The sequence below is a fragment of the Bradyrhizobium sp. NBAIM08 genome (genome assembly GCF_020193935.1).
In the GTDB taxonomy this organism is placed as follows: Bacteria; Pseudomonadota; Alphaproteobacteria; order Rhizobiales; family Xanthobacteraceae; genus Bradyrhizobium; species Bradyrhizobium yuanmingense.
The window spans coordinates 1-12674 of the sequence record NZ_JADYVR010000022.1; the positions used below are offsets into that span (position 1 = coordinate 1).

Genomic DNA, 12674 nt, shown 5'->3' on the forward strand with positions numbered 1-12674 from the left:
GACACTCCCGGAACTGCACCCCCGCCCCCGCCGTTATGGCTCGGGCGGCCGCCCGGCCGCGTCAATGTTGCAGGCGAGATGCTCGCCTCCGCCAGCCACTTTCCGCTAAAATGCCCGAAAACCGCGCCGATGCATGAGGTCCGCCATGAGCTTCCGCCGCGACACCATCACAAAGCCGATCTTCTCATGGGCGCGCGGCGTGCTGCCGGCGATGTCCGACACCGAGCGCGAGGCGCTGGAGGCGGGGGACGTCTGGTGGGATGCCGATCTCTTCACCGGCAACCCCGACTGGTCGAAGCTGCTGAAGGTCCCGCAGGCGACGCTGACGGACGAGGAGCGGGCCTTCCTCAATGGCCCCGTCGACGAGCTCTGCGCGATGCTCGATGAGTGGAAGATCTTTTGGGAATCGCGCGACCTGCCGCCGGACGTCTGGCACTTCGTCAAGCGCGAGAAATTCTTCGGCATGATCATCCCGAAGGAGTACGGCGGCCTCGGCTTCTCGCCCTACGCGCATTCGGAAGTGGTGCGCAAGATCTCGACGCGCTCGATCGCGGCCGCGGTCACCGTGATGGTGCCGAACTCGCTCGGCCCGGGCGAACTCCTGATGCGCTTCGGCACCACAGAGCAGCAGCAGCGCTGGCTGCCGCGCCTCGCCGACGGCCGCGAGATTCCCTGCTTCGGCCTCACCAGCCCGGAAGCCGGCTCCGACGCCGCCTCGATGGTCGACACCGGCATCATCTGCAGGGGCGAATTCGAGGGTCGCGAGGTGGTCGGCCTCCGCCTCAACTGGCACAAGCGCTACATTACGCTCGGTCCGGTCGCGACGCTGCTCGGTCTCGCCTTCAAGGCCTATGATCCCGATCATCTCGTGGGCAGCCGGGAAGAGCTCGGCATCACCGTGGCGCTGATCCCGACGAACCTGCCCGGCGTCGAGATCGGGCAGCGTCATCTGCCCTCGATGCAGGTCTTTCAGAACGGCCCGAATTGGGGCCGGGACGTCTTCATCCCGCTCGACTACGTCATCGGCGGCAAGGAGCGGCTGGGGCAGGGCTGGAAGATGCTGATGACGGCGCTCGCCGCCGGCCGCGGCATCTCGCTGCCGTCGCTGTCGGCGGCCGGGGCCGCCTATGCCGCGCGCACCACCGGCGCCTATGCGCGCATCCGCGAGCAGTTCGGCATCTCGATCTCCAAGTTCGAAGGCGTCGAGGAGCCGCTCGCCCGCATCGTCGCGACCGCCTACCAGCTCGACGCCGCGCGCCGGCTCACCTGCGCGGCACTGAACGCCGGCATCCATCCCGCCGTCATCTCCGGCATCATGAAGCTGCACGCGACCGAGCGGATGCGCACTGCGGTCGACGATGCCATGGACATTCATGGCGGCAAGGCCGTGATCGACGGTCCGCAAAATTATCTGGGCAATCTCCACCGCGCCGTGCCCGTCGGCATCACAGTGGAAGGCGCCAACATCCTGACCCGCAATCTCATCGTGTTCGGACAAGGAGCCATCCGCGCCCATCCTTACCTGCTCGACGAGATGAACGCGCTCGCAGATACCGATCGCGAGCGCGGCCTCGGCGCGTTCGACAAGGCGTTCTGGAAGCATGTCGGCCACAGCTTCAGGACACTCTTCCGCGCCATGGGTCGCAGCTGGACCTTTGGCGCATTCGCCCCAGTGCCCGATGCGGGCGATGCCACGCCCTTCTATCGCCAGCTCTCGCGCTACTCGGCGGCCTTCGCGCTCTGTGCCGACATGGCGCTGCTGACGCTCGGCGGCGCGCTCAAGCGCAAGGAAATGCTGTCGGCCCGCTTCGGCGACATCCTGTCCGAGCTCTATCTGCTCTCGGCCGCGCTGAAGCGCTGGCAGGACGAGGGGCGGCAGAAGGAGGATTTTGCCGCGCTGGAATGGTGCATGGCGACCGGGTTCAAAACCATCGAGAACCGGCTTGCCGAAATCCTGGCCAATCTGCCGAACCGCTTCGTCGCCGGCTTCCTCAGGCTCGTGGTGCAGCCGTTCGGCGCCCGCGTGCTCGGCCCGTCCGACCGCATCGTGCACCAATGCGCTGCCATCGTGCTGGAGCCGTCCGCGGCACGCGATCGCCTCACGCCGGATCTGGCCCATGTCGACGACGACGGCGGCTTTGCCCGGCTGGAGCGCGCGTTCAAGCTGGTCGCGGCGACGGATGCGATCGCCAGGCGCATGCGTGCTGCGCATATCCGCGACTGGAAGGAGGCGGTGACCAAGGGCGTAATCACGCAAGCCGAGGGCGAGCAACTCGCCGCTGCCCGCGAAGCCGTCACAAAAGTGATAGAGGTCGACGATTTTGCGCCGGAGGCGCTGTCGCCGATTTACAAGAAAACCGTCAATGTGCATCAGTTCTTCCAGGAACTCGGTGAGCAGAGGGCGGCGAGCTGATGGCACGACCGGTATTCATCGTCGACGGCAGCCGGACGCCGTTCCTGAAGGCGCGTTCGGGGCCAGGGCCGTTCACGCCGGTCGATCTCGCCGTGCAATGCGGCCGACCGCTCTTGGCGCGCCAGCCGTTCTCGCCCGATAGCTTCGACCAGGTCATCCTCGGCTGCGTCAACGTGATCGCGGACGAGATGAACCCGGCCCGCGTCGCCGCGCTACGGCTCGGCATGGGCGAGGACATGGTCGCCTTCACCGTGCAGATCAATTGCGGCTCGGGCATGCAGTCGATCGACACCGCCTACCGCTATATCCGCGAAGGCCATGCCGATATGGTTTTGGCCGGCGGCACCGAGGCGCTCAGCCACGCGCCGCTGGTCTGGCCGAATTCCGGCGTGCGCTGGTTCGCCGGCCTTGCCACCGCAAAGGGCATGGCCGCGAAGCTCGCCTCGGCGTTCAAGCTGAGGCCGCGCGATCTCAAGCCGATCATCGGCCTCGAGCGCGGCCTGACCGATCCCGTCACCGAGCTGAACATGGGCCAGACAGCCGAGGTCGTCGGCCATCTCTTCGGCATCACGCGCGCGCAGTCGGATGCCTACGCGGCCGACAGCCATCGCCGGCTCGCGCATGCGCAAAGCGCGGGTTATCTGAAGGGCGAGGTCGAAACCGCGTTTTCCCGCGACGGCAAGTTCTTCGACCACGACGATGGCGTGCGTCCGGACTCCACGGCGGAGACGCTCGCCAAGCTCCGGCCGGTGTTCGAGCGCCCGTGGGGCCAGGTTACCGCCGGCAATTCCTCCCAGATCACCGACGGTGCCTCCTGGGTGATCCTCGCCTCTGACGCTGCCGTTGCAAAGCACAAGCTGACGCCGAAAGCTGCGATCGTCGACAGCCATTGGGCCGCGCTCGACCCCAGCATCATGGGGCTCGGTCCGGTGATGTCGGTGACGCCGCTGCTGACGCGCAACGACCTCACCCTCAAGGACGTCGAGACCTGGGAGCTGAACGAGGCCTTCGCAACGCAGGTGCTCGGCTGTCTCGCCGCCTGGAACGACGACAAGTTCTGCCGCGAAATATTGCGGCTCGACGGCGCGGCCGGCGAGATCGACCGCGAGCGGCTGAACGTCGACGGCGGCGCGATCTCGCTCGGCCATCCCGTCGGCACCTCCGGCAATCGCATCGTGCTGCATCTCGTCAATGCGATGAAGCGGCTCGGCACGCGGCGCGGAATTGCCACCGAATGCATCGGCGGCGGGCTCGGCGGCGCCATGCTGATCGAGGCGGTATGACCATGGATTCCAAGATCATGACCGTGCTCGCCGACCGCGTGCTGGAGCTCGGGCCGCGCCCTGCGCCGGATGGTCCCTACAAGCACTTCAAGCTGACGCGAGATGAAGACGGCGTCGCCTGGCTGCTGTTCGACCGCGCTGATGCCAGCGCCAACACCCTGTCCTCCGACGTGATGGAGGAGTTCGACGCTGTGCTCGCGGCGATCGAGACCGAGCGTCCCGCCGGTCTCGTCATCCGCTCGGCAAAGCCGTCCGGCTTCATTGCCGGCGCCGACGTCAATGAATTCCGCGGGGCCAGCGATGCCGGCATGGTGGAGACGCGCATCCGCGCCGCGCATGCGGTGGTCGACCATCTGGAAGCCTTGAGGCTGCCGACGGTCGCGGTCATCCACGGTTTCTGCCTCGGCGGCGGCCTCGAGGTGGCGCTGGCCTGCCAGGCGCGCATCGCGATCGAAGGTGCGCGCTTCGGCTTCCCGGAGGTGATGCTCGGCCTGCATCCCGGCCTTGGCGGCACCGCGCGTTTCACTGCGCTCGTCAATCCGACGCAGTCGATGGCGCTGATGCTGACCGGGCGCACCATCGATGCGCGCCGAGCCAGATCGCTCGGCCTCGTCGACACCGTGACGCAGGAGCGGCATGTCCAGGGCGCGGTGAAGGATGCGCTGTTCGGCCGTCTGAAGCGGGCCAAGCCTGGACTGCTGGCGCGCGCCGCCAATCTCGGGCCGGTGCGCGGCCTGCTGGCCAAGCGCATGCGAGCGGAGGCCGCGAAGGCCGCATCGCGCGAGCATTATCCAGCGCCCTATGCGCTGATCGATCTCTGGGAAGCACATGGCGGCAGCAAGGCCGCGATGCTGAAGGCCGAACAGGCCTCGTTCGCCAAGCTGATGGTGACGCCGACCGCGCAGAATCTGATCCGGGTCTTCTTCCTGCGCGAGCAGATGAAGAAGGCGGCAGGCGCCGGCAGCACGGTGAAGCATGTCCACGTCATCGGCGCCGGCGCGATGGGCGGCGACATCGCGGCCTGGTGTGCGGGGCAGGGCGTTCGCGTGTCGCTCGCCGACATGAAGCCGGAGCCGATCGCAGGCGCGGTCAAGCGCGCGGCCGACCTCTACGGCAAGATCATCCGCAAGCCCACCGACGTGCGCGACGCGCTCGATCGCCTGATCCCCGACATGGACGGCGAGGGCGTCCGCAACGCCGACCTCATTATCGAGGCGGTGCCGGAAAAGCTGGAGCTGAAACAGAAGGTCTATGCCGGACTCGAGCCGCGGATGAAGCCCGGAGCCATCCTTGCGACGAACACGTCCAGCATTCCGCTGCAGGATCTGCGCACCACGCTGGCGCGGCCGGAGCGGCTGGTCGGCCTGCATTTCTTCAACCCGGTGTCGCGGCTGCAATTGGTCGAGGTTGTCAGCCATGACGGCAACGATGCACACGTGCTGAAAGAGGCGCTCGCCTTCGTCGGCGCGATCGACCGTCTGCCGCTTCCTGTAAAGAGCTCGCCGGGTTTCCTCGTCAACCGCGCGCTGACGCCTTACATGCTGGAAGCGATGGTGATGCTGGACGAGAAGATCGACCAGCGTCTGATCGATGAAGCGGCCGAGCAGTTCGGCATGCCGATGGGTCCGATCGAGCTGGCCGATCAGGTCGGGCTCGACATCTGCCTCGACGTCGGCGACATGCTGCGCACCAAGTTCGGCGATCTCCTGCCGCCGACGCCGGCCTGGCTGCGCGAGAAGGTCGCGAAGGGCGAGCTCGGCCGCAAGACCGGCAAGGGCTTTTACACCTGGAAGGACGGCAAGGCGGAGAAAGCAGCGTTGCCGGAGACCGGACCGCGGGTCACCGACCAGATGATCGACCGCCTGGTGTTGCCGATGTCCAATGTCTGCGTCGCGGCGCTTCGCGAGGGCATTGTCGACGATGCCGACGCGGTCGACGGCGCCATGATCTTCGGCACCGGTTATGCACCCTTCCGCGGTGGCCCGCTGAATTACGCGCGCACGCGCGGCGTGGAGAACATCGTATCCACTCTGCGCGCGCTGGCGGAACGATTCGGCGCGCGCTTCGCGCCCGATCCGGGCTGGGACAATTTCAAGTGAGAGCCATATGAGCGAACAAGCGACCGGACCGCGGGGATCTCTGCATCCGCACGCTGGCGATGCCGGCCGACACCAATGCCAATGGTGACATCTTCGGCGGCTGGCTGCTCAGCCAGATGGACGTCGGCGGCGGCGTGTTCGCCTCGAAGGTCGCGCGGTCGCGCACCGTGACGGTCGCGATCGAGGCGATGAATTTTCGCAAAGCGGTCTATGTCGGCGATCTCGTCTCGGTCTACGCCAATCTCGTGCGCGTCGGGCGCACCTCGCTGACCGTGCATCTCGAGGCCTGGGCATTGCGGCGAAAGGAGTTGCATCCGTTCCTCGTCACCGACGGTCATTTCACCTACGTCTCGATCGACGACCACGGCCGTCCCCAGGCGATCCAGCAAAACGATCCGCCGATCGCGACGTAATCGCGCGCGACGCACTGTCCCATCTTGCCAGGCCTTGCAGCGCCGCAGAACGCGGCACGAGCAAGTCACATCGTCGCGGCTTCGCCAAGAACCAGTCAAGAACCAGTCATAAAACGGATGAGGTCCCGGCGTACTCAATTGCGTGTCGATTCGGGGTGGAAACGGCCGCAAATGCCCTTGGGAACCTTTGGGCAGGAGCGCCGTTGTTTGCCCGCACTGAGGAAGCCACGGACTATGCCGGACAGCTACATCATCGAAGTCGATTCGCAGACCGCAGGTATCGTCGTTCGTTCTTCTGGAGGCTACTGCTTCTTCGCCTCATCGCACCGCTTCAACCGTCTCGAAGGCCAGCTCTTCCGCAACGCCCGCGAAGCCGAGCGCGCCGCGCGCAGGCTGGTGAATGGCGACGTGAAGGAGGCGGCGTAACTGTCATTCCGGCCCGCGAGGCGTGGTCGGAATTTTTTGCCGAGCGCGCCGCTGCCCTCCTTCTCCCCTTGCGGGAGAAGGTGGCGCGAAGCGCTGGGGTTGCTTCAGCGAATTCAGCAGAGAGATAGACACGCGGATAGATACCCCTCACCCGTCTCGCCGCTACGCGGCGAGCCACCCTCTCCCGCAAGGGGAGAGGGTGAGGGCAATCATCACAACTTCGTCGCCGCCCGCGACAACAGCTTCCACTCGTCGCCTTGCTTCTGCCAGTTCATCAGGATGTGAAGGTTGGTCGATACTTTTTTCCCATCGGCCGCCATCTCCTGCTCGCCCAGCCAGTGGAAACGCACGATCGCTGCGGGGCCGACGACCTTGATGGTGGGATCCTTGTATTCGATGGACAGAAACTTCGATTTGCCGTCGGTGGCGTTGGCGATGAACGCCGCCTTGTCTTCGACCTTGCCGCTGGAATGGCTGTAGCTCAGTTCCTCCGCGCAGAGCGCGCCGAGCGCCTTGGGATCGGCCGCGATCTGGGCGAGGCGGAAGGCCTCGACCCTCTTCGCCACGGCGTCCTCGTCTGCCGAAGCGGCGAGCGCCGGCGTGGCGAACGCAAGCGCGGACACGGCGAGCGTCGAGAGAGCCAGATCCCGTCGGTTGATCGTCATCGTTTCCTCCTTTTTGATCTTGCAATCAGTGTTGCAGTCGCACGCGACTTTGTCGAGTGTCACCTGCCTCATGTGGATGCGTCATTGCGCGATCGAGGCCGTATTGATACGCCTTCCGCATCGATGCGCCGCGCATTTGGGAAAGTACGGAAATGATCGAGACCAAACACGATGGAATGGGCCGGGCGCTGTTGTTCGACATCGACGGCACGCTCGCCGACACCGATCCGTTGCACTTGAAGGCTTTCAACCAGGTGCTCGGCCCGCACGGACACGTCTTCGATCACGCACGTTTCTCCCTCGAGCTGCAGGGCTTCGCCAATGTCGCCATCGGCGATCGCTTTCTGCCCCACGAGGCGCCGGAGCGGCGCGCCCTCATCCTCGAAGAGAAGGAGGAGGTCTTCCGCACGCTGGTGGCCGGGCAGATCGCGCCGCTGCCGGGCCTGATGGCGCTGCTCGACCGCGCCGATGGCGCCGGCATCCCCATGGTCGCCGTGACCAACGCGCCGCGTCTCAACGCCGAGCTGCTGCTCTCAGGACTCGGCATCACGCATCGTTTCAAGGCGCTGGTGATCGGCGCCGAGCTGCCGCACGGCAAGCCGCATCCGCTGCCCTATCAGGAGGGGCTGCGTTTCGTCGGCGCGAGCCCGCGAGCCTCGATCGCATTCGAGGACTCCCGCACCGGCGTGCAGTCCGCAACGGCCGCCGGCATTCCGACTGTCGGCATCCGCACCAGCCTCAGCCATGCTGACCTGGTTGGAGCAGGCGCGGTCGCCTCCGCCAGCGCGTTCGACGACCCGACGCTGCTCGCACGTCTTGCAAGTGCCATGGGGTGGTAAGAAATGGCATGGTGAGGACCTTCATCCGTCAACCGTGATCGGCGTCCGCATTGACCGCAGGCGCGAACCGCCGCACCATGCATTATTCTGATGTGAGGCCTCTGCCGTGACCGGATTGACCCATCGCCAAGCCGAAATCCTCAACATCGCGCGCGCCTCCGGCCGTGTCATGGTCGAGGAGCTCGCGCGCCGCTTCGAGGTATCGGCGCAGACCATCCGCAAGGATCTCAACGATCTCTGTGAGCGGAGATCGCTGACCCGCATCCATGGCGGCGCCATCATCGCCTCGGGCGTGGAAAACCTCGCCTATGAGGCGCGCCGTTTCGTCGCCGCCGACGAGAAGAAGGCGATTGGGGCTGCCGCCGCCTCGCTGATCCCGAACGGCTGCTCGCTCTTCATCAACATCGGCACCACGACGGAGGAGGTCGCGAGCGCGCTGACCTCGCATGAGGATCTGCTCGTCATCACCAACAACCTCAATGTCGCCATGCTGCTCTATCGCCATCCGCGCATCGAGGTGGTGGTCGCCGGCGGCACGGTGCGGCGCGCCGATGGCGCCGTGGTCGGCTCGACCGCGACGCAGCTGATCGGACAGTTCAAGGTCGACTATGCCATCATCGGCGCCTCGGCGATCGACGAGGAGGGGGCGCTGCTCGACTTCGACTATCGCGAGGTGCAGGTGGCGCAGGCCATCATCGCCAATGCCCGCAGCGTCATGCTGGTCGCCGATTCCACCAAGCTGCGCCGCAGCGCGCCGGTGCGCATCGCCCACATCACCCAGATCCAGACCTTCGTTACCGACCAGGAGCTGCCCGAGCGCCTCGCCACCATCTGCCACAGCAAGGGCATCGAGGTGGTCGAGGCGATGCCGAAGGGCGCGGAGGTCGACGATGCGTCGACCGAGGTGCAGGATGCCGCACCGGAAGCCGCGCCAGTGGTGCGGCTGAGATAGAGGCTAAGCGCCGTCCCACGGGTTGAGCAGCGGAACGCCGAAGGCCGCAAAATCCTTCACGTTGCGTGTGACGAGTGTGAGATCGTTGACCAGCGCAGTCGCCGCAAAGAAGCCGTCCATGACGGACAATGCGACGCCGCTCTTGCGGCTCTGCGCCATGAGGTCACCCCAACGCTCGGCCACTGTTTGGTCGATCGGCAGGACGCGCTCGGCAAACCGCGCAGGCAAATCGTGGGCAAGCCAGACGGCCAGCGCGGTGCGTCGGCGACCATCCTCAAGCAATGCGATGCCACGGCGAAGCTCGGCGATCGAGGCGACGCTGATGAACGCACGGTCCTCATCGATCCTATCCAGCCATGCCACAACTTTTGGCGAAGGCGCGGGCCGCTGAACTTCCGAAAGCACGTTGGTGTCCAGCAAAAGGTTCATGGCACTTCGTCGCGTGGCGCGTCGTGCAGCCGGTCGAGTTCAAGGTCAACGCCGCGTAATGGCGAGGCCAGCAGGAATTCGGCCAGGGTGCCCTTACGCGCTGTCTTGCGCGCCCATTCCTCGACGGAAACGATGACGGCATTCGGCTTGCCGTGACGGGTGATGACCTGCGGGCCGGTCTGGGCGCGGTCGAGCACCTCGGACAGTCGCGCCTTGGCATTGGCCAACGTCCAGCTGTCATTCGTTGGAAGCGCGTCGGGTTCAACGTTACGATTGACCATAGGGATAAACCATTTTGACTAAACCATTTTGACTAGTATGACTATAATCGCTCGACGCTGACCAATCAAGGTGCTGGTGCCTCCCAAATCGCCGTGGCGCTGCCCAACATGAACTCCTCTTGCTCACCAAGAAACTTCCGCTTTCGCTTCCTTTCGCCTCTCTTTCATCTTGCTTTCGTTTTTCGGTGTGATCTAATCAAAAGCGAAAGTAGCCGCTTGATGGAACGGGCGGTCGCCGGGGGATGCGTCTGTTGGAGCGTATTTTCGATCTCGCCATCATCGGAGGCGGTGTTAACGGCTGCGGCATTGCGCGTGACGCGGTGGGCCGCGGCAATACCGTTTTCCTGTGCGAAATGAACGATCTGGCGAGCGGGACATCGTCGTGGTCGACCAAGCTCGTGCATGGCGGCCTGCGCTATCTCGAATATTACGAGTTTCGGCTGGTCCGCGAGGCCCTGATCGAGCGCGAGATCCTCTGGGGCATCGCGCCCCACATCATCCGGCCCCTGCGATTCGTTCTGCCGCATCACGCCGGCCTGCGCCCGGCCTGGCTGCTGCGCCTCGGCCTCTTCCTCTATGATCACATCGGCGGCCGTCACCTGTTGCCGGCGACCCGCTCGGTCGATCTCAAGCGCGATGAGGTCGGCAAGCCGCTGATCCCGAACCGCTACAGCCGCGCCTTCGAATATTCGGACTGCTTCGTCGACGACGCCCGCCTCGTCGTGCTCAATGCGCGCGATGCCGCCGACAAGGGCGCCGAGATCCGCACCCGAACCCGCGCCACCGAGATTCGCCAGTCGGACGGCGTCTGGACCGTCAGCATGGTCGATACGCTGACCGGCGCGCGCTCGCAGATCCAGGCCAAGGCGCTGATCAATGCTGGCGGACCCTGGGTCGAGGACGTGCTCGGCCGCGGCGCCGGCGTGAATGCGAAAGCCAAGGTGCGCCTGGTGCAGGGCTCGCACATCGTCGTGAAGAAGCTCTACGACCACGACCGCGCCTACATGTTCCAGAATGCCGATGGCCGCATCATCTTCGTGATCCCGTACCAGGACGACTTCACGCTGATCGGCACCACCGACCGCGACTATGACGGCGATCCTGCCAAGGTGAAGGCGACGCCTGAAGAGATCGAGTATCTTTGCAAGGCGGCCAGCGAATATCTGGCCAAGCCCGTCGCGCCCGCCGACGTGGTCTGGACCTATTCCGGCGTGCGTCCGCTCTATGACGACGGCGCCAGCGAGGCCAAGGCCGCGACGCGCGACTACGTGTTCGAGCTCGACACGCCCGGCGGCGTGCCGCTGCTGTCGATCTATGGCGGCAAGATCACGACCTATCGCAGGCTCGCCGAAGAGGCCTTGGAGCGCCTTGCGCCTTACTTGCGCAGTGCGAAAGCGCGCGAAGGCTGGACCGGCAAATGGCCGCTGCCGGGCGGTGACATGAACGTATCCGACATCGACGGCCTGATCGCCGAGCTGCAGCGCGGCTATCCCTTCCTCAGCCATGAGCATGCGCGGCGCCTGGCGCGCGCCTATGGCACCCGTGCCATCAAGCTGCTCGGCGATGCAAAATCGGCTGCGGATCTCGGCCAGGCCTTTGGCGCCACGCTAACCGAGCGCGAGGTCCGCTATCTCATGGCCAACGAATGGGCCGTCACCGCCGACGACGTGGTCTGGCGCCGTTCCAAGCTCGGCCTGCGACTATCTGCCGACGAGATCGCGACCCTCGACGACTGGATCAGGAGCCATGCCGTGGCGCAAAGTCCCCTGCTGGAAACGGGAGGACGCTCATGACCGTGACACTCGATCACGTGACCCGGACCGTGGAAGGCGTGCCGCACATCCGTGACGTCTCGCTGACGCTCGAGAGCGGTACGCTCAACGTGCTGCTCGGGCCGACGCTGTCAGGCAAGACCTCCATCATGCGGTTGCTCGCCGGCCTCGACAAGCCGACCACGGGCAAGGTGTTCGTCAACGGCAAGGACGTCACCGGCGCCGACGTGCGCCAGCGCTCGGTCGCGATGGTGTACCAGCAGTTCATCAACTACCCCTCGCTCACGGTCTACGAGAACATCGCCTCGCCCCTGCGCGTGCAGGGCAAGCCGCGCGACGAGATCGAGGCGCGCGTCGCCGAGGCCGCAAAGCTGCTGCGGCTCGAGCCGTTCCTGAAGCGCACGCCGCTCCAGCTCTCCGGCGGCCAGCAGCAGCGCACCGCGATCGCACGCGCGCTGGTCAAGGGTGCCGACCTCGTGCTGCTCGACGAGCCGCTCGCCAATCTCGACTACAAGCTGCGCGAGGAGCTGCGGGCGGAGCTGCCGCGCATCTTCGAGGCCTCCGGCGCGATCTTCGTCTATGCCACAACCGAGCCGACCGAGGCGCTGCTGCTCGGCGGCAACACGGTGTGCATGTGGGAGGGCCAGGCGCTGCAGATGGGTGAGACCACCAATGTCTATCGCCGGCCGCAGACCTTGCGCGTTGCGCAGGTGTTTTCGGATCCGCCGCTGAATCTCGTGGGCCTCGAGAAGGGGAACGGCATGGTCCAATATGCGGGCGGGAGTGCAGCGCCCGCGTCCGGGCTTTATGCCGGTCTGCCCGACGGCTTCTATCGCGTCGGCTTTCGTGCCCATCAGCTCGGGCTTGCCAATGGCGAGGCCGACCGTCACGCCTTCCACGCCACTGTCACGGTGACCGAGATCACGGGTTCGGAGAGCTTCGTGCATCTGACCCGCGACGGATCGAATTGGGTGGCGGTGCTGCACGGCGTGCACGAGTTCGAGCCGGGCCAGATGCTCGATGCCGTGCTCGATCCCAATGATGTCTTCGTCTTCGATGCCGCCGACCGTCTGGTCGCGGCACCGGGCTCTTAGGAGGGAGA

12 protein-coding genes are annotated in these 12674 nt (G+C 65.6%); 9 read left to right on the forward strand and 3 right to left on the reverse strand.

From position 1 onward, the window contains the following. Positions 1-145 precede the first annotated feature (145 nt). From I6F37_RS36580 to I6F37_RS36600, 5 genes are all read left to right on the forward strand, one after another. A complete protein-coding gene (locus I6F37_RS36580) occupies positions 146-2413 on the forward strand; it encodes an acyl-CoA dehydrogenase (RefSeq protein WP_036013867.1) in 2268 nt (755 codons plus the stop codon). Further along, positions 2413-3696, forward strand: coding sequence for an acetyl-CoA C-acetyltransferase (locus I6F37_RS36585; protein ID WP_057026240.1), 1284 nt, complete (start codon positions 2413-2415; stop codon positions 3694-3696). Before I6F37_RS36580 ends, I6F37_RS36585 begins: the two co-directional genes overlap by 1 nt. Positions 3697-3698: 2 nt before the next feature. Next, positions 3699-5795, forward strand: coding sequence for a 3-hydroxyacyl-CoA dehydrogenase NAD-binding domain-containing protein (locus I6F37_RS36590; protein WP_225154077.1), 2097 nt, complete (start codon positions 3699-3701; stop codon positions 5793-5795). Positions 5796-5854: 59 nt separating this feature from the next. Continuing rightward, complete coding sequence (locus I6F37_RS36595) at positions 5855-6208, forward strand: acyl-CoA thioesterase (RefSeq protein WP_225154063.1); 354 nt, start codon at positions 5855-5857, stop codon at positions 6206-6208. A 234-nt stretch (positions 6209-6442) separates the two neighbouring features. Continuing rightward, on the forward strand, positions 6443-6634 hold the full coding sequence (locus I6F37_RS36600; protein WP_036013862.1) for a hypothetical protein: 192 nt from the start codon (positions 6443-6445) through the stop codon (positions 6632-6634). Between the two features lie 212 nt (positions 6635-6846). Here the strand turns inward: I6F37_RS36600 and I6F37_RS36605 are convergent, their stop codons facing one another. Then, the gene (locus I6F37_RS36605) at positions 6847-7299 is read right to left on the reverse strand and encodes a nuclear transport factor 2 family protein (RefSeq protein ID WP_036013866.1); all 453 of its coding nucleotides are present in this window, start codon (positions 7297-7299) and stop codon (positions 6847-6849) included. A 152-nt stretch (positions 7300-7451) separates the two neighbouring features. On the opposite strand from I6F37_RS36605, the gene I6F37_RS36610 reads away from it, so the two are divergent. Both I6F37_RS36610 and I6F37_RS36615 read left to right on the forward strand, forming a co-directional pair. Beyond that, entirely contained in the window at positions 7452-8138 is a 687-nt protein-coding gene (locus I6F37_RS36610; RefSeq protein ID WP_057026243.1) for an HAD family phosphatase, read from the forward strand. A 106-nt stretch (positions 8139-8244) separates the two neighbouring features. Further along, positions 8245-9090 carry a DeoR/GlpR family DNA-binding transcription regulator gene (locus I6F37_RS36615; RefSeq protein ID WP_225154064.1) on the forward strand — a complete coding sequence of 282 codons (846 nt, stop codon included), beginning with the start codon at positions 8245-8247 and terminating at the stop codon, positions 9088-9090. A gap of 3 nt (positions 9091-9093) precedes the next feature. Here I6F37_RS36615 and I6F37_RS36620 read toward each other — a convergent pair whose 3' ends face one another. Then, positions 9094-9519, reverse strand: a complete 426-nt coding sequence (locus I6F37_RS36620) for a type II toxin-antitoxin system VapC family toxin (protein WP_057026245.1) — start codon at positions 9517-9519, stop codon at positions 9094-9096. After that, on the reverse strand, positions 9516-9800 hold the full coding sequence (locus tag I6F37_RS36625) for a type II toxin-antitoxin system Phd/YefM family antitoxin (RefSeq protein ID WP_036013857.1): 285 nt from the start codon (positions 9798-9800) through the stop codon (positions 9516-9518). The genes I6F37_RS36620 and I6F37_RS36625 overlap by 4 nt, the downstream gene beginning before the upstream one ends. Positions 9801-10042: 242 nt before the next feature. Between I6F37_RS36625 and glpD the strand changes: the two genes are divergently transcribed. Further along, the gene (gene glpD / locus I6F37_RS36630) at positions 10043-11593 is read left to right on the forward strand and encodes a glycerol-3-phosphate dehydrogenase (RefSeq protein ID WP_225143208.1); all 1551 of its coding nucleotides are present in this window, start codon (positions 10043-10045) and stop codon (positions 11591-11593) included. Beyond that, positions 11590-12666 carry an ABC transporter ATP-binding protein gene (locus tag I6F37_RS36635; protein ID WP_057026248.1) on the forward strand — a complete coding sequence of 359 codons (1077 nt, stop codon included), beginning with the start codon at positions 11590-11592 and terminating at the stop codon, positions 12664-12666. Before glpD ends, I6F37_RS36635 begins: the two co-directional genes overlap by 4 nt. Positions 12667-12674 lie beyond the last annotated feature (8 nt).